Origin of the sequence: Polaribacter sp. Hel1_85, from assembly GCF_000766795.1 — a bacterium.
Lineage (GTDB): Bacteria > Bacteroidota > Bacteroidia > Flavobacteriales > Flavobacteriaceae > Polaribacter.
In genome coordinates, this window is sequence record NZ_JPDS01000002.1 from 291857 (window position 1) to 316478 (window position 24622).

Annotated in this window: 23 protein-coding genes; 16 read left to right on the forward strand and 7 right to left on the reverse strand. The window is 28.4% G+C overall.

Annotated elements, in window-relative coordinates; translation table 11 throughout:
- Positions 1-34: 34 nt before the first annotated feature.
- Positions 35-2419, forward strand: coding sequence for a hypothetical protein (locus PHEL85_RS08525; RefSeq protein WP_036823956.1), 2385 nt, complete (start codon positions 35-37; stop codon positions 2417-2419).
- A gap of 1 nt (position 2420) precedes the next feature.
- Here PHEL85_RS08525 and PHEL85_RS08530 read toward each other — a convergent pair whose 3' ends face one another.
- Positions 2421-3629 (reverse strand): Pycsar system effector family protein, encoded by a 1209-nt coding sequence (locus PHEL85_RS08530; protein ID WP_036823960.1) that lies wholly within the window; start codon positions 3627-3629, stop codon positions 2421-2423.
- A gap of 187 nt (positions 3630-3816) precedes the next feature.
- On the opposite strand from PHEL85_RS08530, the gene msrB reads away from it, so the two are divergent.
- From msrB to PHEL85_RS08575, 9 genes are all read left to right on the forward strand, one after another.
- The gene (gene msrB / locus PHEL85_RS08535) at positions 3817-4269 is read left to right on the forward strand and encodes a peptide-methionine (R)-S-oxide reductase MsrB (RefSeq protein WP_036823963.1); all 453 of its coding nucleotides are present in this window, start codon (positions 3817-3819) and stop codon (positions 4267-4269) included.
- Between the two features lie 2 nt (positions 4270-4271).
- A complete protein-coding gene (msrA, locus tag PHEL85_RS08540; RefSeq protein ID WP_036823964.1) occupies positions 4272-4808 on the forward strand; it encodes a peptide-methionine (S)-S-oxide reductase MsrA in 537 nt (178 codons plus the stop codon).
- A gap of 1 nt (position 4809) precedes the next feature.
- Complete coding sequence (locus tag PHEL85_RS08545; protein ID WP_036823968.1) at positions 4810-5046, forward strand: glutaredoxin family protein; 237 nt, start codon at positions 4810-4812, stop codon at positions 5044-5046.
- Positions 5046-6608 (forward strand): protein adenylyltransferase SelO, encoded by a 1563-nt coding sequence (locus tag PHEL85_RS08550; RefSeq protein WP_036826065.1) that lies wholly within the window; start codon positions 5046-5048, stop codon positions 6606-6608. Before PHEL85_RS08545 ends, PHEL85_RS08550 begins: the two co-directional genes overlap by 1 nt.
- Positions 6609-6695: 87 nt before the next feature.
- The gene (locus PHEL85_RS08555) at positions 6696-7640 is read left to right on the forward strand and encodes an aldo/keto reductase (RefSeq protein ID WP_036826068.1); all 945 of its coding nucleotides are present in this window, start codon (positions 6696-6698) and stop codon (positions 7638-7640) included.
- 65 nt (positions 7641-7705) lie between these two features.
- Positions 7706-8719, forward strand: a complete 1014-nt coding sequence (locus tag PHEL85_RS08560) for an XdhC family protein (RefSeq protein ID WP_036823972.1) — start codon at positions 7706-7708, stop codon at positions 8717-8719.
- A gap of 1 nt (position 8720) precedes the next feature.
- Entirely contained in the window at positions 8721-9314 is a 594-nt protein-coding gene (locus tag PHEL85_RS08565; protein ID WP_036826070.1) for an NTP transferase domain-containing protein, read from the forward strand.
- A gap of 35 nt (positions 9315-9349) precedes the next feature.
- A complete protein-coding gene (locus tag PHEL85_RS08570; protein ID WP_036823975.1) occupies positions 9350-13042 on the forward strand; it encodes a metallophosphoesterase in 3693 nt (1230 codons plus the stop codon).
- Positions 13043-13047: 5 nt separating this feature from the next.
- Positions 13048-13431, forward strand: coding sequence for a DUF423 domain-containing protein (locus PHEL85_RS08575; RefSeq protein WP_036823978.1), 384 nt, complete (start codon positions 13048-13050; stop codon positions 13429-13431).
- Here the strand turns inward: PHEL85_RS08575 and PHEL85_RS08580 are convergent.
- From PHEL85_RS08580 to PHEL85_RS08605, 6 genes are all read right to left on the reverse strand, one after another.
- On the reverse strand, positions 13428-14276 hold the full coding sequence (locus PHEL85_RS08580; protein ID WP_036823980.1) for a hypothetical protein: 849 nt from the start codon (positions 14274-14276) through the stop codon (positions 13428-13430). The genes PHEL85_RS08575 and PHEL85_RS08580 overlap by 4 nt on opposite strands.
- Positions 14277-14332: 56 nt before the next feature.
- A complete protein-coding gene (locus tag PHEL85_RS08585; RefSeq protein ID WP_036823983.1) occupies positions 14333-15166 on the reverse strand; it encodes a TPM domain-containing protein in 834 nt (277 codons plus the stop codon).
- Positions 15163-15600 (reverse strand): TPM domain-containing protein, encoded by a 438-nt coding sequence (locus tag PHEL85_RS08590; protein ID WP_036823986.1) that lies wholly within the window; start codon positions 15598-15600, stop codon positions 15163-15165. The genes PHEL85_RS08585 and PHEL85_RS08590 overlap by 4 nt, the downstream gene beginning before the upstream one ends.
- Before the next feature lie 2 nt (positions 15601-15602).
- Positions 15603-16214 (reverse strand): LemA family protein, encoded by a 612-nt coding sequence (locus PHEL85_RS08595; RefSeq protein WP_036823989.1) that lies wholly within the window; start codon positions 16212-16214, stop codon positions 15603-15605.
- Between the two features lie 114 nt (positions 16215-16328).
- Positions 16329-16658 carry a MerR family transcriptional regulator gene (locus PHEL85_RS08600; RefSeq protein WP_036823991.1) on the reverse strand — a complete coding sequence of 110 codons (330 nt, stop codon included), beginning with the start codon at positions 16656-16658 and terminating at the stop codon, positions 16329-16331.
- A gap of 149 nt (positions 16659-16807) precedes the next feature.
- Positions 16808-17776, reverse strand: a complete 969-nt coding sequence (locus PHEL85_RS08605; RefSeq protein WP_036823995.1) for a M23 family metallopeptidase — start codon at positions 17774-17776, stop codon at positions 16808-16810.
- A 160-nt stretch (positions 17777-17936) separates the two neighbouring features.
- On the opposite strand from PHEL85_RS08605, the gene alaS reads away from it, so the two are divergent.
- The 6 genes from alaS to PHEL85_RS17890 all read left to right on the forward strand — a co-directional run bounded on the left by alaS (position 17937) and on the right by PHEL85_RS17890 (position 24596).
- Positions 17937-20555: an alanine--tRNA ligase gene (gene alaS / locus PHEL85_RS08610; RefSeq protein ID WP_036826074.1), complete on the forward strand. Its 2619-nt coding sequence runs from the start codon at positions 17937-17939 to the stop codon at positions 20553-20555.
- Positions 20556-20627: 72 nt separating this feature from the next.
- A complete protein-coding gene (locus PHEL85_RS08615) occupies positions 20628-21581 on the forward strand; it encodes a GSCFA domain-containing protein (protein WP_036823999.1) in 954 nt (317 codons plus the stop codon).
- A gap of 464 nt (positions 21582-22045) precedes the next feature.
- Entirely contained in the window at positions 22046-23119 is a 1074-nt protein-coding gene (locus tag PHEL85_RS08620) for a hypothetical protein (RefSeq protein ID WP_036824001.1), read from the forward strand.
- 92 nt (positions 23120-23211) lie between these two features.
- A complete protein-coding gene (locus PHEL85_RS08625) occupies positions 23212-23685 on the forward strand; it encodes a DUF6252 family protein (RefSeq protein WP_036824002.1) in 474 nt (157 codons plus the stop codon).
- Between the two features lie 96 nt (positions 23686-23781).
- Positions 23782-24234, forward strand: coding sequence for a hypothetical protein (locus PHEL85_RS08630; RefSeq protein ID WP_036824004.1), 453 nt, complete (start codon positions 23782-23784; stop codon positions 24232-24234).
- 89 nt (positions 24235-24323) lie between these two features.
- The gene (locus PHEL85_RS17890; protein ID WP_036824007.1) at positions 24324-24596 is read left to right on the forward strand and encodes a hypothetical protein; all 273 of its coding nucleotides are present in this window, start codon (positions 24324-24326) and stop codon (positions 24594-24596) included.
- Positions 24597-24622 lie beyond the last annotated feature (26 nt).

The window sequence follows — 24622 nt, forward strand, 5'->3', positions numbered from 1 at the left end:
TTAATATTGTAAATCTTTTTACGACATAAAGGACATGAAAATAATAGAATCGAGTTCAGTTTCAGAAGTTGAATTACCATTACAACTAAAAATTTCTTTTAGAAAGGTTTTTGTGTTGCTTGAAAAATATGCCAAAAAGGAATTTATAAATCACCCTTTTCATAGTTCTGCCATAAAAATGGTGCAGATTTTTGAGAAACATCCTGAACTAAATGATGGTTTTTCAGATTATACTTTATTACAGAAATATAAAGAGCAGATAAACTTATTATTAGATCCTTTATTTCCAGAAGCTTTAAAATTAAACGAAATAAAAGCTGCAAGTATCCCTTTCTCTTTTACCTCTTTTAAATTTACAGATCGTTTTAACGATATTCTAAAAAATGCTGGTAAAGATTACGAATTAAATGTGCGTAATTTTGAAGATGATAGCATGTACATTATGGCTTGTACATTTATTTTAAGTTTTGTTTATGGTTATCATATTGATGTAAAAAGACCATTTTATTTTGATATCCCAGACAAAAAAACTGGAACAATGAAATATTACAGAACTGCTTTTAATGCAGATTTTTCTGATATTACACCTACTAAAAACGCCCCATTTATAACAGAAAAAGATTTTAAAAAATTACTTAATAATTTTGAAAACATAGCTCTTTGGAAAGAAAAATTCCCTCCAAATAGTTATATTTTTAAAGGTTTTGGTATTATAAATTTATTTGATGTTACATCAGAAGAAATGCTATCATCAATTAAAGCAAATTTATTAGAAGGAGGAGAAAATTTAATTCCAAATCTTCAAGGTAATTTAAGAGATTTTTATAGTATAAAAGATTTAAAATTAGGTTTTTCTATTTTCGACAATATAAACACTAAAGTTTGTGAAACTAAGATTAATAAATCGAATAGTTTAATACTTAATGATTCAGAAATAAAATGTGATACTGGTTATTTCTGTAATGGGATTATGCAAACTGTTTTTAAAGATCATAAAACGTTTATAATTTCTGATGTTGAAGAATATGGTGAAAAAACCAACAAAAACGGATTTTATAAAAACCTAAAAAATTCTAACATACAGAGTATTATTTTAATTCCTATTAAGGCAACAGAAAATGGAGATTTGGCTTTACTAGAAATTGCTTCTCCAAGAGCTTATGAATTAAATTCTGTGAATATCAATAAATTAAAAGACATTATCCCTGTTTTTGAAGCAGCAGTAAAAAGAACTTCAGAAGAGCGTCAAAATGTTTTAGAAGCAACTATTCAAGAAAACTATACATCTATTCATAATTCTGTAAAATGGCGTTTTTATGAAGCTGCAGAAAAATATCATAATGAAACTCAAGCTAGTGAAAACGCAAAATTAGATGAAATTGTTTTTAAAGATGTGTATCCTTTATTTGGCCAAAGTGATATAAAAGGCTCTTCTGAAGCAAGAAACTCAGCTATAAAAGAAGATTTAATCACGCAACTATCATTAGCAATTACAGTCCTTAAAGATGCTTGTAAATCAGAAAAACTACCAATTTACAACGAATTAATGTTTAGAGTTTCATCTTATTTAAAAGATGTAGAAAAAGGATTAAATGCTGGTGATGAAGTTAGTATTTTAGATTTTTTAAATAGAGAAATTTATCCTGTTTTTAATCATATTAAAGACATTAACACAGCACTTTCTAAAAAAGTAAGCGTTTACATGAATCGTTTAGATAAAAAACTAAATGTTGTTTACGAAAAAAGAAAAGAGTACGAAAATAGTGTTACACTTTTAAATGATAAGCTAGCTAAATTCTTAGACAACAAACAAAAGGAAGCGCAAGAAATGTTTCCTCATTATTTTGAGCGATACAAAACAGATGGTGTTGAGTATAACATGTACATAGGCCAATCTATTACGCAGAGCAAAACCTTTGACAGTTTGTATTTATACAATTTGCGTTTATGGCAATTACAAACTACTTGTGAAATGGAAAACCTTGCATTTTACGAGCGTAAAAATATGAAACATGATTTACGAGTTGCATCATTAATTCTAGTTCATAGCAATGCAATGGCTATAAAATTTAGAATGGATGAAAAGCAATTTGATGTTGATGGAGCCTATAATATAAGGTACGAAATCATTAAAAAACGAATAGACAAAGCACATATAAAAAATTCAGAAGAACGTTTAACAGTTCCTGGTAAAGTTGCTATTGTTTATTCTCAAGATAAAGATGCTTTAGAGTATATAAAGTATATTAATTATTTACAATCTAAAAATCAATTAGGAAAAATTGAATTTTTAGAACTAGAAGATTTACAAGGTGTTACTGGATTAAAAGCGTTAAGAGTAGAGGTTGTATATCAAAAAGATTTTGATGAAAACAAAACAATTACTTTTAATGATTTAATTAAAGAAATTGAAGCTTAATTTATAAAACACCGCCTGTTTCTTGCATTTTAAATGATAAAGCAAAAGCTAAAACACTCACAATTATACCTATCATAAAAACAGTATAAGTAATTCTGAGTATTTTGTATTTTCTATTTAAAACCAATCCTAAAAAATACAAATCTTTAGTTAAAGAGCTGTATAAATAATCTTTATCTTTCATCATTTCTGTAATTCCCCACTCAAAATCTTTTAATTTCATTTGATGAAAATTACCAAAGAATAATAAGTTTACATCTTTATTTGCAACATCTTCTTTGGTGAAATTTCCTTTGGTAACATTTGGTCTTGTTGCTATAATTGATAAAATAATTGATGCAACTGTAAAAATGATAAAAACAACTGTTGGTAGTATTAAATAACTATTTGAAGGATTGTCTAGTTTTGGCAACAAATTAGACAATGCTAAAGAAACAATAATTGCATTTACAGAAAGTAAAATATTTGCTTTTGTATCTGCAATATTACTTAAAGTCATGTGGTTTTTTAAAGCGACTCTAAACATAGTTTCAACTCCACGTTCAGGTACATTTCCTTTCTCTTTCTTTAAGTTTAAAGCATCTTGTTTTTGATAAAATTTTTTATGTTCTTCTTTTATTTCCTTTTGCTTTTTAAACAGTTTAGATAAATTTTTCTCTTTAGTTTTTGTCCAATTTTTTAAAGCATAATCTGTATTAAAACGATGTTGTTCAGAAAAAAAAGCGATATTATCTTTAACCCATTCTGTATCAGACACCTTTTTACAACCAGTTAACTCCCACTCTTTTCTTAGTAAAAAAGTATATTCAAAAAAGTTTTTAGAAGCTAAATGTGCACAATCTGCATCAATAATTATTTTCTCTAAATCATCTTTAGGTTGATGCTTCATTTTAGTTGCCAAAATAAGATTAGATATCTTTTCAATCCTTTTACCTGAAACTTTATTATTTTTTAAAAAATCTACAGCAATTCTTAGACTTTCTTCTTCATGATTTTCTGCTCCTTTTATAAAACCAGTATCATGAAACCAGGCTGCAATTTCTATGTTCTCTGAAGCAGTTTTAGCAATTTTTAAATTTTCTGCAAGCTCTTTTGTCTTTTTTACTACTCTTTGTGTATGTGCTAAATTATGATACACATATTTTTTCTCTAAATCTGTATTTAATAAATTAGAAACGTACTTTTCTGTTTCAAGAATTAATGTGCTCATGTAAAATTATTTTATAAATGAATCAAAAGAAATTATAACTCCATTCAATACTTTGTCAATATTCGTCGTAAATTTATGAATTGCTTTCAACAGCTTACAAATTAAGAATTATTTGTAAGGTAGCAAGCGTTTTTACGCCTAAAAAAGAGAGCATAAAATACTAACATAAAAAAGAAAGGAATAAAATATGCTAACTTGGAAAGAAGTTATCAACTTCACTGTAAAAGGAAATCCAACTCCAGATAAAAGAGTTGAAAAATCTGAAAAAGAATGGAAAGCTCAATTAACTGAAGAGCAATTTAGAATTACAAGACAAAAAGGAACAGAAAGACCACATACTGGTGATTTGTGTAGTATTTATGATGAAGGACAATACAACTGCATTTGTTGTAACACTCCTTTATTTGATTCTACAATTAAGTTCGATTCTAGTTCTGGTTGGCCAAGTTTTACACAACCTATTAAAGAAAATGCCATTAAATATCATAAAGATGTATCTTTTGGTATGGTAAGAGTTGAAGTAATGTGTAATGCTTGTGATGCCCATTTAGGACATGTTTTTCCTGATGGACCAGCACCTAGTGGATTGCGTTATTGTATTAATTCTGAATCTATGCAATTAGAGAAAGGCGATTCTTAAAAATGAATAAAAACTTACAAATTGCCACTTTAGGAGGTGGATGTTTTTGGTGTACAGAAGCTGTATTCCAAGAAGTAAAAGGCGTAGAAAAAGTGGTTTCTGGTTATTCTGGCGGAAATGCTCCAGGAAAACCAACGTATAGGGAAATATGTTCTGGCTTAACAGGTCATACAGAAGTAATTCAAATTACTTTTGATGCAGAAATTATTTCTTTTGAAGATATTTTAGTCATTTTTATGACAACGCATGATCCAACAACTTTAAACAGACAAGGAGCAGATAGAGGAACTCAATATCGCTCAGTAATATATTATCATGATAAACATCAACAACAAATTACTGAGGAAGTGTTGAAGCAAATTCAACCTTTTTATGATGACAAAATTGTGACAGAAATTAGTCCTTTAGAAATTTTTTATGAAGCTGAACAAGAACATCAAAATTATTATAGAGAAAACGCTCAACAAGGATATTGTAGTTTTGTAATTGCACCAAAATTAGCAAAATTGAGAAAATTACATGCAGACAAATTGAAGTAACATGATTAAATTATTTGGCGCAGAAAAATGCCATAAAACTCAATATTATAAAACATTTTTAAAAACGCGTAATTTAGATTACGCGTTTTTAGATGTAGAACAAAATAAAAACTTTGCAGAAGAATTGCGTAACTTGTATGAAAATAAAAAACTAAATTTCCCTACAATTACTATTAATGATAAAAAATTAAGAAATCCTTCTGATAAAGATTTACAAAAATGGATTGATAAGTTATGATAAAACTAAACATAAAAAATACTTTCACATCAGAAAACCCTGCAGACTCAAATCTAGAAAACTCTAGAAGACAAGTTACTGAGGCTGTATTTTCATATGCAAATCCAAAGAAAACAAATGCACCTAAAGTGTTACATATTTCTCCAGAAATGGCTTCAGAATTAAATATTTCTGAAGAAGAAACAAAATCAGAATTCTTTAAAAATATTGTTACCGGAAACGAAATTTATCCTAACACAAAACCGTTTGCGATGTGTTATGGCGGACATCAATTTGGAAACTGGGCAGGACAATTAGGTGATGGAAGAGCAATTAATTTATTTGAAGTTCAACATCAAAATAAAAACTGGAAAGTACAATTAAAAGGCGCAGGAGAAACTCCATATTCTAGAACTGCAGATGGATTAGCAGTTTTGCGATCTTCTGTTAGAGAATATTTATGCGCAGAAGCAATGTTTCATTTAGGCGTTGCAACAACAAGATCTTTGTCGTTAAGTTTATCTGGAGATGATGTTTTACGTGATGTTTTGTATGATGGAAATCCTGCTTACGAAAAAGGCGCAATTGTTTCTAGAATTTCACCTTCTTTTTTACGATTTGGAAATTATGAAATTTTTGCAGCTAGAAAAGATGTAAAGAATTTAAAAGTTTTGGTAGACTATACCATCAAACATCATTTTTCGCATTTAGGAAAGCCATCAAAAGAAAATTATATCAACTTTTTTAAGGAAGTTTCAGAACGTACTTTAAATATGATTATTGATTGGCAACGTGTTGGTTTTGTGCATGGAGTTATGAATACAGATAACATGTCTATTCTAGGTTTAACGATTGATTATGGACCTTATGGTTGGTTAGAAGGTTTCGATTTTGGTTGGACGCCTAACACAACAGACAGACAACACAAACGCTACAGATATGGAAATCAGCCAAATATTGGTTTGTGGAATTTGTATCAATTAGCAAATGCTTTGTACCCAATTATAGAAGAAGTGGAACCTTTAAATGCTATTTTAGAACAATATAAAATTGATTTTGAGCATAGATCTTTAAGAATGATGCAATCTAAATTAGGTTTATATACCAATCATAAAGATGATTTAAAACTGATTCAAAATTTAGAAGATAATTTACAATTGGTAGAAACTGATATGACTATCTTTTTTAGAAATTTGGCTAATTTTGACAAAGTCGATAAAAGTAATAGTTTAAATATTATAGAAAATGCTTTTTATAATTTAGATGATATTTCTGATGAAGTAAAAATCCAATGGAATTTATGGTTTGACACTTATTTTCAAAGATTACAGATGGAATTCCATACAAACGAAGATAGAAAAGAAAAAATGAATGCTGTAAATCCTAAATATGTGTTAAGAAACTACATGTCGCAGCTAGCAATTGATGAAGCTGACAAAGGGAATTACGATTTAATTGACGAATTATTTCAACTTTTAAAAAAACCATATTCAGAACAACCAAAAAATCAAAAATGGTTTGCAAAAAGACCAGAATGGGCAAGAAACAAAGTAGGATGTTCTATGTTATCTTGTAGTTCTTAAAAAAATAAATTAATTTGTCATTTCGACCTTGTGGAGAAATCTTTAATAGTTAAAAGCTAAAAAATGACTTTTAAAAAAAATAAAAATATGCAATTAGGATTAGGAACTGCTGCTTTAGGTAGACCACAATATATAAATGTTCGTTTAGAAGAATGCGACAACTCAAACTTAACTGAATTTAGAAAACAAAGTTTTTCAGTACTAGAAAATGCTTATAATTCTGGAATTCGTTATTTTGATACTGCTCCAGGTTATGGTTTGGCAGAAGAATTATTGTTAGAATGGCTGCAAACTAAAAACGACAAAACTATTGAAGTTGCTACAAAATGGGGGTATACATATACCGCAAATTTTGATGCAAACGCTAAAGTTCATGAAGTAAAAGAACATAGTTTATCTAAATTAAATGAACAGTGGGATTTCTCTAAACAATTACTGCCCTATTTAAAAGTATATCAAATTCATTCTGCAACTTTAGAAACCGGAGTTTTAGAAAACAAAGAAGTTTTAAAACAATTGGCTTTTTTAAAAAAAGAACACAACTTAAAAATAGGATTGACAACAACAGGAACAAACCAAGTTGAAGTAATTAAAAAAGCATTGGATGTATTTGTTGATGGAGCACCAATTTTTGATTTATTTCAGGTAACTTATAACTTTTTAGACCAGAGTTTAAGCGATATTTCTGATGAATTAATTCGTAAAAACAAATCGATTATTATTAAAGAAGCTTTAGCAAATGGAAGAATTTTTAAGAACGAAAAATATCCCCATTATGATAAAATGTATGCTATTTTAGAAAATTTAGCTAAAAAACATAATGTTGGTGTAGATGCAATTTCTTTGAAATATTGCGAGCAAACAATCACAAATAGCATTGTTTTAAGTGGAGCAAGTAATTCTGAACAATTAAAAGAGAATTTAAAACTGAATTCATTTTCACTTTCTAATGATGAAATTGAATTGTTAAATTCTTTTAAAGTTGCTCCTGAATTTTACTGGTCTGAAAGAAAAAAATTAGAATGGAATTAGAAGATTAAGAATCAATTTAATAATTCTAAAAAAACCTTATATTAGAAACAACTTTATCAAAATAAATGATTCACGAATTCAAAGAAATTATCTTTCAAGCTGTCATCAATCAAAAAAAAGGATTGAAAAATGTGTTAGCGACAGTGGTACATTTAGACGGTTCTTCTTATAGAAAACCTGGAGTAAGAATGTTAATTTCTGAAGATTTAAATTCTGTTGGTGCAGTTTCTGGAGGCTGTGTAGAAAAAGAAATTATTCACAGATCAAAAAGTGTTTTCTCAGATAACAAACCGAAAATCATCACTTACGATGGTAGATATAAATTAGGTTGCGAAGGTGTTTTGTATATTTTAATTGAACCTTTTTTAGTTTCTGATGAATTTATAAATACTTTTTCTAAAGCAACTAAAAATAGAGAAACCATAAAAATTGAAAGTAATTTTACCAAAGAAAATGAAGCTTTTGGTGATTTTGGTTCTATTATAACTTTTGAAAACAAAGAACAATTTAAATTTTCTAATTCTTATAAAAATGAAAAGGATTTGGCAATTTATTCCCAAATTTTACAACCAAGTTTCAAATTAATAATTATTGGTGGTGAACATGATGCCGTTAAACTTTGTAAAGTGGCATCAAACCTTGGTTGGGAAATAGATGTAATTACTTCTGTAAAAGACAGCAAACAAATTTCAGATTTTCCTGGAGCAAATTCCGTAATTGGTAATGCTTCTGAAACCATTCAATTTAAAAATATTGAAGAAAATACGGCCATTGTAATTATGAATCATAGCTATGTGCAGGATTTAAAATATGCTGTAAAACTTTCTGAATACAAACCAAAATATATAGGAATTTTAGGCGCTCCAAACAGAAGAGAGCGTTTGTTTAACGAACTTTTTGAATTTGTACCAGATATTTCTGATGACTTTTTAGAAACTATTTATACACCTGCAGGTTTACATATAGGTGCTCAAACTCCAGAAGAAATCGCTATTTCTATAGTTGCCGAAATTTTATCAGTAATCAGAAAGAAAGAGCCTTTTTCTTTAAGAAAATTAAATGGTAAAATTCATAATTAAAATGAATTCACTCGCAATTTTAGTTTTAGCTGCAGGAAAATCTTCAAGAATGAAGGCTATTAAACAATTGCTAAAAATTAATAACAAAACCTTATTAGAAATCACTTTAGAAACTGCCAAAAATATAAATCCTGAAAACGTATTTTGCGTTTTAGGTGCTAATGCAGAAAAAATCAAAAAAGAAACCAATATCAAAAACATGAACTACATTTTCAATGAAAATTTTGAAGAAGGATTAAGTTCAAGCATTGTTTATGGTGTAAATTATATTCAGAAAAAACATTCAAATTTAAATTCTATTTTAATTTTGTTATCAGATCAACCAGAAATTAATCCTAAATATTTAAATAGTTTAATAAATCTTTCTTTGCAAAATCCTCAAAAAATAATTGCTTCTAATTATTCTCAAAAACCAGGTGTTCCTGCGGTTTTCCCTAAAAAATATTTTAATCAACTTTTACTTTTAAAAGGAGATAAAGGTGCTCAAAAGTTTTTAAAAAATCATACATCAGAAATTATTAAAATAGAAAGAGAAAAACCATTAAAGGATATTGATACACAAGAAGATTATCTATCATATATCAATTCTATTTAAATTATTTATTTTTACTTTGCTATCTAATCTTTTTCATGACTCCATTTAAATCTTTTTTATATTTTGTTTTGTTTGTTTTACTAACAGGTTGTGCTACTTATAAAGCTCAATTTTCTGATGAAACAACTACTAAAACTATAAAAAGTAATTCAAAAATAGCGCATACTTTTTATTTAATTGGTGATGCTGGTAATTCTACTTTAACAAATAATTCTCCTGCTTTAAACTTTTTAAAAAAGCATATTGAAAATTCATCAAAAGAATCAACATTGCTTTTTTTAGGAGATAATGTTTACGAAACAGGAATTCCGAAGAAAAAATCTAAAAACTACCCTTTAGCAAAAAGAAGAATTGAAGCACAAACTGATGTTGCCAAAATATTTAAAGGAAACTCAATATTTATTCCTGGAAATCATGATTGGTACAACGGTTTAGATGGCCTAAAACGAGAAGAAAAGTTAGTTGAAAAAGCTTTGGGTAAAAACTCTTTTTTACCGCAGAATGGTTGTCCTTTAGAAAAAGTAGAAATCTCTAAAGACATTGTTTTAATTATTGTTGATACGCATTGGTATTTAACAAATTGGGACAAACACCCAACAATAAATGATAATTGTGAGATAAAAACAAGAACAAAGTTTTTAGATGAATTTGAAGGATTGATAAAAAAAGCAAGAGGAAAAACTACTATTGTAGCACTGCATCACCCAATGTTTACAAATGGTTCTCATGGAGGAAAATATTCTTTTGGAAGCCATATGAGTCCTCTACCTATTTTAGGTTCTCTCAAAAATTTAATTCGTAAAACATCTGGATTAACAAATACTGACATACAAAATAAAAAATATAATGAACTTAAAAAACGGATTGTAACATTATCTCAAGAAAACGACAGAACTATTTTTGTTTCTGGTCATGATCATAATTTACAATACATAGTAGAAGACAATTTACCTCAAATAGTTAGTGGTTCTGGATCAAAAACAACTCCAACTAAATTAACAGGAAATGCTAAATTTACTTATGGAGAACAAGGTTTTGCAAAATTAAATATTTACAAAGATGGTTCTTCAAATGTTCTTTTTTATACCGTAAAAGATGATAAAATTGTTTATAAAACTGAAGTTTTAGAAGCTTTTGAAAAAAAACAGTACACAACGTTTCCTCAAAATAGAATTTCAGAAAAAACAGCTTCTATTTATACCAAAGAAGAAATCAATAAAAGTAGGTTTTATAAATTTTTGTGGGGAGAACGTTACAGAAAATATTTTGGCACAGAAGTAAATGCTCTAACTGTAGATTTAGACACACTTTTTGGCGGATTAAAACCTGTTAGAAAAGGGGGTGGACATCAATCTAAATCTTTAAGATTGATAGACAATAAAGGTAGAGAATATGTAATGCGTGCTTTACGTAAAAATGCAGTGCAATACTTACAAGCAGTAGCTTTTAAAGATCAATATATTGAAGGCCAGTTTGATGATACTAAAACAGAAAATTTATTGAACGATGTTTTTACAGGGTCACATCCTTATGCACCTTTTGTTATTGGCAAGTTGTCTGATGCAGTTGGTATTTATCATACAAATCCTGTTTTATATTATATACCAAAACAAAATAGTTTAGGTCATTTCAATTCTGAATTTGGAGACGAATTATATATGATTGAAGAAAGAGCAGCTTCTGGTCATGGAGATAAAGCCAGTTTTGGGTTTGCCAATAAGGTAATAAGTACAGATGATTTATTAGAGAATTTAAATAAAAACGAAAAACATCTTTTGGATGAAAATGCCTATATAAAAGCGCGTTTATTTGATATGTTAATTGGTGATTGGGACAGACATGAAGACCAATGGAGATGGGCTGTTTTTAAAGAAGGAAAGCAAACAGTTTATAGACCAATTCCTAGAGATAGAGACCAAGCTTTTTCTATAATGGGAGATGGTTTTTTGTTGAACTTTGTTACAAAAACGATTCCCGCTTTAAAACTAATGCAATCTTATAAAGAAGAATTAAAAAAACCTAAATGGTTTAATTTAGAACCTTACCCTTTAGATATGGTTTTAATTACCAATGCTAAAAAAGAAGATTGGGATGCTCAAGTAAAACATATCACTACAAATCTAACAGATACTGTAATTGATGAAGCTTTTAATGATTTTCCTACTGAAGTTAACGATAAAACCATCTTAGATATTAAAAGAAAACTAAAAGGAAGAAGAAGTAATCTTCAGAAGATTTCTGATTTATACTTTAACGATATAAACGAATTTCAAGTAATAAGAGGTACTCAAAAAGATGATTGGTTTGATATTGAAAGATTAGAAAATGGTGAAACGTTAATTACAGGATACAGATTAAAGAAAGGAGAAAAAAGCACCATTTTTCATCAAAAAAAATACACCAAAGATTACACAAAAGAAATTTGGATTTATGGTTTAGATGATAAAGATACTTTTGTTGTAAAAGGCAATGGAACTTGCCAAATAATGATTAGAATTATTGGTGGTCAAAACAACGATACTTATAATATTATAAATGGTAAAAGAGTAAAAATTTACGACTACAAATCTAAAAAGAACACTTTTATAACTAAAAATGGTAGAAAAAAGTTAACGGATGATTACGAAACAAATGTTTATGATTATAAGAAACTTAAGAAGAATCAATATATGATTACACCATCTATAGGTTTTAATCCAGATGATGGTATAAAAATTGGAGTTTCTAATATTTATACAGCTTTTGGTTTTGAAAGAAATCCATTTTCTTCACAACACGTTTTAGATGCTTCTTTCTATTTTGCAACTAAAGGTTTTGAACTAAACCACTCAAGTGAATTTGCCAATGTATTTAAAGCCTGGAACTTGGGTGTAAATGCAACTTTTACGAGTCCAAATTTTACTATAAACTATTTTGGTTTGGGTAACAACTCATCAAATCCAGAGGCTAAAGATCTAAAAGAAGAAGATTATAATAGAGTTAAAACAAGAAAACTATTTGCCGGTTCTTATCTTCATTGGAAAGGAGATTTGGGAGCAAAAATTAAATTAGGTGTAAATTTTCAAAAAATAGAAGTAGAAAATATTTCTGGCCGTTATTTAAACAATCAATTTTCTCCAAATTCTTCTGTTTTTAAAAAAAATAAATTTATAAATAGTGAAGCTAGTTATCAGTTTGAAAACTCAGACAATAATGTTTTTACAACAATGGGAATGAAAACTTTCATAAAAGTTGGTTATACATCTAACTTAGCAAATAAAAATAATTTTGGTTATTTAATTCCTTCTATTTCATTTGACCATAAATTAGTTTCTAGTGGACAAATAGTTTTAGCTACTAAAGTTAAAAGTCATTTTACTTTTGGAGATTCGTATGAGTTTTATCAAGCTGCAAGCATTGGAGGAAATGATGGTTTAAGAGCTTATAGAAATCAAAGATTTACAGGGAAAAACTCATTTTATCATAGTTCTGATATACGTGTTAATATAAAAAGCGTTAAAACAGGTTTAGCTCCTTTAAATATTGGTATTTATGGTGGTTTTGATTACGGAAGAGTTTGGGGAGAACAAAGTTTAACAGTAAACCCAACTTTTACATTTAAAAATTGGAACACTTCTTATGGAGGTGGAGTTTTCATTAATGCTGCAAATTTGTTAGGAGCAAATCTTGCTTTATTTAATAGTGATGATGGCTTAAGATTAGCAATTAGTTTAGGATTTAAATTTTAATAAACATGGATAAAATCGCATTAGTTTTTGGAGCAATATTTGGTTTAACAGCAGTAATATTTGGTGCATTTGGAGCACATTTATTAAAGAAAAAACTAACTACAGAACAATTACAGAGTTTTGAAACAGGAGTAAAATACCAAATGTACCATGCCATAGTATTACTACTTTTAGGCTTTCAATTAAATAATGATGTAACCATAAATAACGCTATTATTTATGCCTTTATAGTTGGAATAATACTGTTTTCTTTTTCAATTTACGGATTGGTAATTTCTTCTGCAAATAATAAAAAACTAAAATTTTTAGGTCCAATTACACCTTTAGGCGGCTTGTTTTTAATTGTAGGTTGGTCTATGTTACTTTATAAGTTTGTAGTTGCTTTTTAATTAAGTTTTAGCTCATAAAAGTTACCTCCAACTCCATGTGCTTTTTCATCGGTAATTAATAAAGTGTTTTTGTTCTTAAATGTTATTCCTTCTTTTTGAGAAATGTAATTTAATGGAATTTTAGTCAGTTTTCCTGATAAAAAATCATCATTTTTATAATCAGAAAAAATTAAAACTGATGATGGAGAAAGCAAAGCTACTTTACTTCCATCATTAGAAATATCTGCAGAAGTAATCCAAGAATCCATTTCTTTACCATTATTAAATTCAGAAATAAATTCTGCTTTATGATTTCCTTTTTTTGTTGGAATCTTATATAAAGACGTTTTTCCAAATTTATTTTTCACCCTACTTTTAGTAAAAATATAGAATGAATTCTTGTAATAGAAAAAAGATTCTGAGTCGAAAAAATATTCCTTCTTTTTGGGCGGAAATTTTGTTTGATTTGGGTAATAAAACTTAATTTTTTCCACCTCAACTTTTTTAGAACTCGATAAATCTTTATGTTTTATTTTTAAAATAGTTAAGTTTTTTCTATCGCTTTCATTGTTCCCAAAATCACCTATATAAAGATTTCCTTTTTCATCAGATGCTAAATCTTCCCAGTCGTTATTTTTTGCTTTTATGGTAATGTCTTTTACAATTTTCCCTTTTTTAGAAACTCCATAGATTTTGGGTTTGTTGCCTCCATCATTTAACATCCAAATTAATTTAGAATCTGAAACAACTTCAGTTCCAGAAACTTCCTCTAAGTTTTTAGATAAATTTGATATGAATTTTAAATTTCCAAAATTTTGGCAACCAATAAATAATAATACACTGAATAATAATGCTATTTTTTTCAAGAGAAATGATGTTTTACAATAAATATCTGAGTTTTTTTAAGAAAATAAAGAGTCTTTTACCAACCACCAGAAGCTCCACCTCCACCAAAACTTCCACCACCAAATCCGCCGCCAAAGCCACCAGAAGAACCGCCAAAACCTCCACTAGAAGAACCTCCAAAGCTTCCTCCTCCTCTACCTGCATTACTTAAAATTATGGCTTCAAAAATATCTTCTGCAACAGAACGTCTTCTATAACCTCTTCTTCCACCTCTATTATTCTTATTTCCTCTAGAGATTAAAATAAAAATAAAAATAATGATGATGATAATTACAAAGATTATAATTCCTGGATCGAACTCAGAATCTTCTTGTCTTACACCTTGAAACTCGCCGTTTAAAGTTTTAAAAAGATAATCTGATCCTTTGTCTAAACCACTATAATAATCTCCTTTTTTAAACTCAGGAATTATAACTCTTTCAATAATTCTTTTAGACTGAAAATCTGTTAATAAATGTTCTGTTCCTTTACCCGCTTGAATAGCAATTTTTCTATCATCTTTAGCTAACAAAACTATAATTCCGTTATCTTTTTCAGCATCTCCAAAACCCCATTTTTCTCCCCAATTTGCCGCTAAATAGTTTATGTTTTCACCTTCGGTGGAAGCAATAATTATAGTTACTATTTGAGTTGAAGTAGTATCTGAATAACGTATTAATTTTCTCTCTAAACTAGATTTTTGCCCACTAGAAAGTAAACCAATATAATCATAAACACTAGTTTGAAACTTTGGCTTTTCAGGAATCTCATATCCTTGAGAAAAAAGACCTAGAGAAAATATAAAACTAAGTATTACTAACAATTTTCTACTAAAAACTAAAAACTGAGAACTAAAAACTATCTTTTTCATCCTTTAGAAATCTCATTAGAAAGTTCATCTTCATCATCAATCTGCCAAGGAAAATGTTCTTGTAATTCTTCGCCTGCTTTTAAGATTCCATCTACAATTCCTTGTTTAAAATTACCATGTTTAAAATGATTTTGCATTACGTCTTTTGTTGAATTCCAAAAGTTATCAGGAACAACATTATTAATTCCTTTATCACCATAAATAACAAATTTCTTGTCATTTACAGCAACATAAATCAATACCGCATTTTCATCTTTGGTATTGTTCATTTTTAGCAAATGAAATACTTCTAACGCACGTTCATCATGATTCTTCTCTGAAGAAGCTTCAATATGAATACGAATTTCGCCAGAAGTATTTTTCTCTGCAGTTCTAATAGCAGAAATAATTTCTTGTTCTTCTTCTTGAGTAAGAAATGCTTCTACTTTAGACATTTTTATTCTTTTTTCTTGTTAAAATCAAAGTTAACATCTGGTGCGTTTTCTGAACCAGGATTCGATTTAAAACGTTCCATTGCATCAAAATTAAAAACACCTGCTAATATAGAGCCAGGGAATTTTTTGATCAGTTTATTGTAAACATTTACACCTCCATTAAATCGATCTCTCGCAATGTTAATTCTATTTTCTGTTCCTTCTAACTGACTTTGTAACTCTAAAAAGTTTGCGTTTGCTTTTAGCTCTGGATAACGTTCTACAGAAACTAATAATTTTGAAAGTGCTCCACTCATTCCTGCTTGTGCTTGTTGAAATTGAGCCATTTTTTCTGGTGTTAAATCTCCAGCATTAATGTTTACAGAAGTTGCTTTTGCTCTTGCATTAATTACATCTGTCAAGGTTTCTTTTTCAAAATCTGCAGCTCCTTGTACAGTTTTTACTAAGTTTCCTATTAAATCATTTCTTCTTTGATAAGAACTCTCTACATTAGACCAAGCTGTTTTAGCATCTTCTTGATATTCTACTGCTGTATTGTTAAATCCTACTGCCCAACTGTAAAGTGAATAAGCAATAACTGCGATTACTATTACTGGAATTAACCATTTTTTCATAATTTCTAGTTTTTAATTTTTGATTGATTTTTGATTTCTGTTTTACAAAACTACCTAATATTCATCAGAATATAAAGCCAATTTTAATTGTTAGACACAAAAAAAGTAAAAGAGTTACAGTTGATTTTTAATTTTAACCAACTCTGCTTTAACAGCTTCTAATCTTGTAATAATTTCATGTTTATCAAAAGTAGATGCTGGATTTTTCTTCAACTTTTGTTTTGCTCCTTCTAAAGTAAAGCCTCTTTCTTTAACTAAATTAAAGATTAATTTGAAATTTTTAATATCTTCTTGAGTAAATAAACGGTTTCCTTTGGCATTTTTTTTTGGTTTGATAATATCAAACTCTTTTTCCCAAAAACGAATTAAAGATGTATTTACGTTAAAAGCTTTGGCAACTTCACCTATTTTATAATACCTTTTTTCGGGTAAATCTATATGCATTTATATTCAGTATTCAGTATTCAGTATTCAGTATTCAGTATTCAGTATTCAGTATTCAAAAATAGAAAACTAACTACAAGTTAAGCAAATAACAATGATTAAATTATAATAACTTTTAAAATCAATAAAAATGTAAAAAATAAATAGAGTTAATCGTAAGATTGTCCTTCTTCTTCTGCAGCTTTTTGCATTGCAGCAAACTCTTCTGGAGTTAAATCTCCGTAGTAAAAATTTATAGGATTTAAAGCTCTATCATTTTTATGAACCTCATAATGTAAATGTGAAGAAACAGAACGACCAGTATTACCAACGTAACCAATTAAATCTCCACGTTTTACTTTTTGCCCTTTTCTAGCCTTCATTTTACTCATGTGTGCATAAATAGTTTTATACCCATAACCATGATCTATATAAACAACTTTACCAAAAGTAGCACTTCTTTGGGCTCTTATAACAGTTCCGTTTCCTGAAGCGAAAATAGGCGTTCCTGTTGGCGCAGTAAAATCCATCCCTTTATGGAATTTTCTAATTTTTAAAATTGGATGCATTCTCCATTTGTAACCAGAAGCCATTCTTGTTAAATCTTCTAATTTAACAGGTAGAATTGCTGGAATTGACGCCAACATGTTCTCTTTTTCTTTTGCTAAAGTAACTATTTCGTCTAAAGATTTAGATTGAACCACCAATTGTTTAGAAAGTATATCGATGTCTTTAGTTAGGTTCATTATCATCTTAGAATTATCAAAACCTTCTAATTTCTCATACCTATTTACACCGCCAAAACCTGCAGTTCTTTGTTCATCTGAAATTGGATTTGCTTCGAAATAAGTTCTATAAATATTATTATCTCTTTCTTGTAATTGTGCTAGAATAGACGATCCTTCTTGCATTCTTTTTGAAAGTAACTCGTAATGCAGCTTTAAATTTTCTAACTCTCTTTTTTGAGCACGCTCATTTGGCGACATTATAACTTGACTAAAAACAATAAAACCAATAAAGGCAGTTAAGAATAAAGCTAAAATTCCGAAAATAGTTTTTTTGTAATACTCGCCTTTCTTTACAGTAATTTTCCTGTAAGAAAGCGTGTCTGCATCGTAATAATATTTTACTTTTGCCATAAGAGGATTTATACTATTTTTGTGCTATTAAAATGAATTATATATTAAAACTCATTTTTAATAACAGACAAATTTACAAAATGTTTTACAATTGCTTTTTTTTAGCAATATTTTTAAAAATAATTTAACATAATCCAACTTGTTGGAAACTTCTTTTTTTATGAAATCACAAGATATTCGTGCTACTTTTTTAAATTTTTTCCAAGAAAAAGAGCATTTAATTGTTCCTTCTGCTCCAATGGTAACAAAGGACGATCCAACATTAATGTTTGTAAATTCTGGAATGGCACCTTTTAAAGAATATTTTTTAGGAAATGGAAAACCAAAAAAGAATAGAATAGCAGATTCTCAAAAATGTTTACGTGTTTCTGGTAAACATAACGATTTAGAAGAAGTTGGTTACGATACTTATCACCATACATTATTCGAAATGTTAGGTAACTGGTCTTTTGGAGATTATTTTAAGAAAGAAGCTATTGCTTGGGCTTGGGAATTATTAACCGAAGTTTATAAAATTGATAAGGATATTTTATATGTAACTGTTTTTGAAGGTTCTGATGATGCTGACAATTTAAAAATGGATACTGAAGCTTATGATTTATGGAAACAATTTATTTCTGAAGATCGTATTTTAAAAGGAAATAAGAAAGATAATTTCTGGGAAATGGGCGAGCAAGGACCTTGTGGACCTTGTTCTGAAATTCATGTAGACATTCGTTCTGCAGAAGAAAAAGCAAAAGTTGATGGTAAAACTTTAGTAAACGAAGATCATCCTCAAGTTGTAGAAATCTGGAACTTAGTTTTTATGCAATTCAATAGAAAAGCAAATGGAACTTTAGAAGAATTACCAAACAAACATATTGATACAGGAATGGGTTTTGAGCGTTTATGCATGGTAATGCAAAACGTAAAATCTAATTACGATACAGATGTTTTTACACCAATAATTAGAGAAATTGAAACAATAACTCATGTAAAATATGGTGAAAATTTAGAACAAGATATCGCAATTCGTGTAATTTCTGATCATGTTAGAGCAGTTGCATTTTCTATTGCAGATGGCCAATTACCTAGTAATACAGGTGCTGGTTATGTAATTAGAAGAATTTTAAGAAGAGCTGTACGTTATGGTTTTACTTTCTTAAATAAAAAAGAACCTTTTATCTATAGATTGGTTGATGTTTTAAGTAAAAAAATGGGCGTTGCTTTCCCAGAATTAAAAGCTCAAAAACAGTTAATAGAAAATGTAATTAAAGAAGAAGAAACTTCTTTTTTAAGAACTTTAGACCAAGGTTTACTTTTATTAGACAGAATTATCGACAACACTGCTAGTAATGAAGTTTCTGGTGATAAAGCTTTTGAATTATATGACACCTATGGGTTTCCTATTGATTTAACATCTTTAATTCTTTCTGAAAAAGGATTAACTTTGGATGAAAAAGGATTTGAAACAGAACTTCAAAAACAAAAAAGTAGATCTAGAGCAGCAAGTGAAATGTCTACAGATGATTGGACAATTTTAGCTGAAGATGCAGAAGAAGAATTTATAGGTTATGATACTTTAGAAGCAAATGTAAAAATTACTAGATACAGAAAAGTTACTTCTAAAAAAGATGGAGAAATGTATCAACTCGTTTTTAATTTGACTCCTTTTTACCCTGAAGGTGGAGGACAAGTTGGTGACAAAGGATATTTAGAAGATTCTCGTGGAGATGTTATTTATATATTAGATACTAAGAAAGAGAATAACGTAATTATTCATTTTTCTAAAAACTTACCTAACGATCTTAATGGAACATTTAAAGCTGTTGTAGACAAAAAACAACGTTCTAGAACAGAATGTAATCATACAGCTACTCACCTTTTACATCAGGCTTTAAGAGAAGTTTTAGGAACACACGTAGAGCAAAAAGGTTCTGCTGTTCACTCAAAATATTTACGCTTCGATTTTTCTCATTTTTCTAAATTAACTGTAGAAGAATTACGCGAAGTAGAAAACTTTGTAAATAGAAGAATTGATGGTAAACTTGCATTAGAAGAAAGTAGAAATATTACCATGGAAAAAGCAATTGCTGATGGTGCAATGGCTTTATTTGGAGAAAAATATGGCGACACTGTAAGAGCAATAAAATTCGGAAAATCAATTGAGCTTTGTGGTGGAACTCACGTAAAAAATACTGGTGATATTTGGCATTTTAAAATTAAATCTGAAGGAGCCGTAGCTTCTGGTATTAGAAGAATTGAAGCAATTACCAATGATGCTGTAAAAGATTTTTACTTCGAAAACAACAGAGCATTATTTGAAATTAAAGACCTACTAAACAATACGAAAGAACCTGTAAAAGCGGTTCAGAAATTACAAGATGAAAATGCTTCTTTACAAAAGCAAATTGAGCAATTATTAAAAGACAAAGCTCAGAATTTATCTGGTGAACTAAAAAATCAATTGCAAGAAATTAATGGCGTTCAATTTTTAGCTACAAAAATAGATTTAGACCAAAACGGAATTAAAAATCTAGCTTTTTCTTTAGGAAAAGAACATCAAAATTTATTTTTACTTTTTGCAACTTCAGAGAAAAAAGACAAAGCAATGCTAACTTGTTACATCTCTAAAGAATTAGCAAACGAACGTGGTTATGATGCAGGAAAAGTAGTAAGAGAACTTGGAAAACTAATTCACGGTGGTGGAGGTGGACAAAATTTCTTTGCAACTGCTGGAGGAAAAAATCCTGGAGGAATTCCGAAAGTTTTAGAAAGAGCTAAAGATTATTTAGTTTAAAAAACTTATTAAAAACATCTTAGAAAAGGTTCAAAATTTTATTTTGAGCCTTTTTTATTTTACCTTTATACTATGCAGCTTCAAACTATAATTCCTTTAAAAAAAGTAACAAGAAACGGAATAGATTATAATTCTAAAATTCTTTTATTAGGCTCTTGTTTCTCAGAAAATATTGGCGATAAACTTAATTATTACAAGTTTCAAACATTTCAAAATCCATTTGGAATTCTTTTTCATCCAAAAGCAATAGAAAAATTAATTACAAATGCAATTAACGAAAAAGAATACAATGTAAATGATATTGTTTTTCAAAATGAACGTTGGCATAGTTTTGATGCACATTCTAATTTAAGTACTAGCAATGAAAAACTATTTTTAAAGAAATTAAACACCACTATATCTTTAACAAAAAGAAAATTAAAAGAAGCTTCTCACATAATAATAACACTAGGTACTTCTTGGGTTTACAGGTTTATAGAAACAGATATGATTGTTGCAAATTGTCATAAAATTCCGCAAAAAAAATTCTTAAAAGAATTACTTTCTGTTGATGAAATAACGGAAACATTAGAAGCTATCATTTCACTTATAAAATCTGTAAATAAAGATGTAAATGTACTTTTTACAGTTTCTCCTGTAAGGCATTTAAAAGATGGTTTTATAGAAAATACGCACAGTAAATCTCATTTAATAAGTGCAATTCATAATGTTATTAATCAAAAAAAGAATACATTTTATTTTCCTTCTTATGAAATTATGATGGATGAATTACGCGATTATCGTTTCTATTCAGAGGATATGATTCACCCAAACAAAACAGCCATAAATTACATTTGGGAAAAATTTATAAATACTTGGTTTACTGAAAACTCAAAATCAACAATGAATGAAATTGAAGTAATTCAAAAAGGAATTGCTCACAGACCTTTTAATGAGAATTCTGAGCAACATCAACAATTTTTAAAAAACTTGGAGGTCAAAAAAGAAAAATTGAAAAAAGAGTTTTCTTTTATTAGTTTTAATTAATAAGTTACAACATAATCATAAGCCTGACTATAATCATTACTTTCTGCTTTAAAATCGAATTGACCAGACATAATTCTATTTTCTTTGTCTAATTTGGTAATTAAAAACCTGCCATATTTTACTTTATTAAGGTTATTAAATCAAATACTAACTTCGCTTTTTGCACACGTATAAGTTACGTTTTCTTTTAAAATTTCTTCATTAATTAAAAGATCTACTGCACCTGTTGCATAACCAAAACCTATTTGTAATCTCCCTGCCTTTATTTTAGATTTTACATGTGCACATTCTTGTTCCCTATTTACTTTTAGTGTGGCTTTTTTATCATTTTCATAAAATATATTTTTAAATTATTTTTTACAAGGATTCAAGTATTTACAATTTCTAGAAATAAGGCATATGACGTATTGTACATATTTTATCTTTTAGAGAATTTTGTCTTGTAACTATAAAAACACTTAAAAATGAAAAAATTATTCTTATTTACAATTGGAATTTGTTTTGCTATTTCATTAAACGCACAAAGTTTAGGAAATGTAAAAATTACCAACAAAAATTATGGATTGAGTAAAATGAAAAAGGCTTCTAAAAGAATTTATATTAACTCTTTTAATGTAGATTTTGAAATTTATAAAGAAGCAGTAGATTTTAAAGCTGGTGGAAATGGAGGAAGGATTTCTGGTAACAAAAGCAGTGCAATTGCAAGAGCTGCATTAGGTTTAGATGGAGTTGATGCTAATAAAATGCAAGAAAAAACAAACTTACTTTTTAATAATTATGTAAATAAATTAAAAAAGGAAGGTTATGATATTATATCTGGTGAAGAAGCTGGCAAAACAAAAGCATTACAAGGTTGGGATAAAGCAAGTGGTCCTTATATTATAGAAAATAGAACTGGTATTATTACTTGTGCACCAAAAAACTATACTTTTTATTATAAAAAAGCTGGTGCTTTAGGTTTGGGTGGTTTAGGGATTCAAGCAAAACTATCTAAAGAATTAGATGATGCAATTATTGCAGATGTAAATATGCACGTAATGTTTTCTGAAAATGGAAGCAACTTTTTTAGTGCTGGTGGTGCTAAAGTAAAAGTTTTAACCAATTTGCGTTTAATTGATGAATATGTAGTTACCATTCCTAAAAAATTGAAAAAGAAAAAAAGTACTTTAGGTAAGTTATTTGGCTCTGTTCAACTTAAAGGTGCAGTAGAGAGCTACCCTGTAAATTCTATGGTTTCTTTTTCTTATGGAAAAGCTGGTTTAGGAACTACAGCACAATTTAATGGTAGCTTAAAAGATGATATTGAAATTGAAGGTGTATTGAAAAAACAAAAAATTGTAGCATATCAAAAGCAAGGTTCTTTTACGCCAACTTCTTTCTCTACTTTTTCTAATTATTTAGATGCAAAAGCAGACCGTTTTTCTAAAACCACCAAATGGATTGATGTTGACCCAGATAAATATGCAGATGGTTTTTACAATGCTTGCAACACCTTTTTAGAAAAACAATTAAATGCTTTTTTTAATAAATTAAAATAAGAATTGTAGCAACTAAAATACGGTAAATGCCGTATTGACTTCAATGCTAATAATCATCAGTTTTGTACAATATAATTATAAAGACAAAAATTATGAAAAATTTAAAAATGTTATTATTATTTGTTTGTACAACAATACTATTATCATGTAGTACTAATGATGTAGTTGATGAGTTATTAGGAGGAGAAGGATCTTTAACAGCAAAAGTTAGTGGTACAAATTTTGAATCTTTAAAATCTACAGTTAGTGCAATAGACACAAATGGTGTATTAGCAATACAAGGCTCTAACGCTACAGGAGAATATATTAGAATAAATCTCATGAACTATAAAGGTGTTGCCACATATAAAACTGGTGATGCAATATCTAACGTAAACTCTATTGCTTACGGAACTTTAACTCCTTTAGCATCTTGGATGTCTACTTTTGATATTGGAAATGGTACAATAGAAATTACAGAAGATACAGATTCTAACATTAAAGGAACTTTTTCTTTTTTGGGTTATAATGGTAATACCGATAGAAAAGAGGTAACCGAAGGGAAATTTAATGCCCCAAAAAATTAATAAATTTCTATGAAAAGTAAAAAAATACGGCATCTGCCGTATTTTTTTTGGCTACAATTTTACAGAAGTTTGTAAAGTAATCTTAAACTAAAATATATGAAAACTTCAAAAAAAATCTTAACTCTTTTATTATTATCAACTCTATTTACCGCATGCTCAAAAAATGATGATAATAATGGTGGAAATTGTGACACAGTTTGTGAGTACAGTTTAACTTCTAGTGATACACCTGGAACTGCTGCTGCATCAATAGAAGGTACTCATAATTTAACAATGCACTTTCCAGACGCAGACTCTCCTTACCCAGAAGGCACAAAAGCAACTTTTACTTTAATGAATAATATTTTAACTATAGAAGTTGATGGTGAAGAATGTATAACTATTAAAAACCCAAGGTTAACAACCGCTGGTTCTACAGAAGTTCAATTTAGAGATACTTGTAGAGATAAAATTTCTTATGATGTTTCTGAAAACAATGGTGCATTAAATGAAATAAATATTTCATCTACAGAAACAGGCAAATGGTTAGGTCAGTTTAACAATCGTTAAAATATAAAGACTGTTTTTAGGGTTACAGATGGTTGTTCGTTTTAAAATAATGGCAACCATCTCCTTTTTTTTAAAAAAACAAATTATTTATGATACTCATTTTAGAATATTTTTTATTCATCTTTATAATTTCTGCAATCTTTTTATTTTTTCACTACAGACATAAAAAAAGTAAGGCACAAGAAATAAATAAATTAAATTATTTATTTTTAGAGTTAAAAAAAGAAAAATTAGTTTCTGAAAAATTAAAAATAAAAGCGTTAAATTTTAACTTTATTGAAAAAAAAATGCAACTAAAGATAAATTATATAAAGGTTGAAACTCTTAATATTCAGTTTTCTTTATCAGAAATATTTAACTAAAAACCTCTATAATTAAAAACTATTTT

Bases quoted from the DNA above. Each gene is read 5' to 3' on its own strand.
- alaS (WP_036826074.1), top strand. From the start codon at position 17,937: ATGAAATCACAAGATATTCGTGCTACTTTTTTAAATTTTTTCCAAGAA.
- PHEL85_RS08575 (WP_036823978.1), top strand. From the start codon at position 13,048: ATGGATAAAATCGCATTAGTTTTTGGAGCAATATTTGGTTTAACAGCA.
- PHEL85_RS08595 (WP_036823989.1), bottom strand. From the start codon at position 16,214: ATGAAAAAATGGTTAATTCCAGTAATAGTAATCGCAGTTATTGCTTAT.
- PHEL85_RS08585 (WP_036823983.1), bottom strand. From the start codon at position 15,166: ATGAAAAAGATAGTTTTTAGTTCTCAGTTTTTAGTTTTTAGTAGAAAA.
- PHEL85_RS08625 (WP_036824002.1), top strand. From the start codon at position 23,212: ATGAAAAATTTAAAAATGTTATTATTATTTGTTTGTACAACAATACTA.
- PHEL85_RS08630 (WP_036824004.1), top strand. From the start codon at position 23,782: ATGAAAACTTCAAAAAAAATCTTAACTCTTTTATTATTATCAACTCTA.
- PHEL85_RS08590 (WP_036823986.1), bottom strand. From the start codon at position 15,600: ATGTCTAAAGTAGAAGCATTTCTTACTCAAGAAGAAGAACAAGAAATT.
- PHEL85_RS08525 (WP_036823956.1), top strand. From the start codon at position 35: ATGAAAATAATAGAATCGAGTTCAGTTTCAGAAGTTGAATTACCATTA.
- msrB (WP_036823963.1), top strand. From the start codon at position 3,817: ATGCTAACTTGGAAAGAAGTTATCAACTTCACTGTAAAAGGAAATCCA.
- PHEL85_RS08560 (WP_036823972.1), top strand. From the start codon at position 7,706: ATGATTCACGAATTCAAAGAAATTATCTTTCAAGCTGTCATCAATCAA.
- PHEL85_RS08555 (WP_036826068.1), top strand. From the start codon at position 6,696: ATGCAATTAGGATTAGGAACTGCTGCTTTAGGTAGACCACAATATATA.
- msrA (WP_036823964.1), top strand. From the start codon at position 4,272: ATGAATAAAAACTTACAAATTGCCACTTTAGGAGGTGGATGTTTTTGG.
- PHEL85_RS08545 (WP_036823968.1), top strand. From the start codon at position 4,810: ATGATTAAATTATTTGGCGCAGAAAAATGCCATAAAACTCAATATTAT.
- PHEL85_RS08565 (WP_036826070.1), top strand. From the start codon at position 8,721: ATGAATTCACTCGCAATTTTAGTTTTAGCTGCAGGAAAATCTTCAAGA.
- PHEL85_RS08620 (WP_036824001.1), top strand. From the start codon at position 22,046: ATGAAAAAATTATTCTTATTTACAATTGGAATTTGTTTTGCTATTTCA.
- PHEL85_RS08605 (WP_036823995.1), bottom strand. From the start codon at position 17,776: ATGGCAAAAGTAAAATATTATTACGATGCAGACACGCTTTCTTACAGG.
- PHEL85_RS17890 (WP_036824007.1), top strand. From the start codon at position 24,324: ATGATACTCATTTTAGAATATTTTTTATTCATCTTTATAATTTCTGCA.
- PHEL85_RS08615 (WP_036823999.1), top strand. From the start codon at position 20,628: ATGCAGCTTCAAACTATAATTCCTTTAAAAAAAGTAACAAGAAACGGA.
- PHEL85_RS08530 (WP_036823960.1), bottom strand. From the start codon at position 3,629: ATGAGCACATTAATTCTTGAAACAGAAAAGTACGTTTCTAATTTATTA.
- PHEL85_RS08570 (WP_036823975.1), top strand. From the start codon at position 9,350: ATGACTCCATTTAAATCTTTTTTATATTTTGTTTTGTTTGTTTTACTA.
- PHEL85_RS08600 (WP_036823991.1), bottom strand. From the start codon at position 16,658: ATGCATATAGATTTACCCGAAAAAAGGTATTATAAAATAGGTGAAGTT.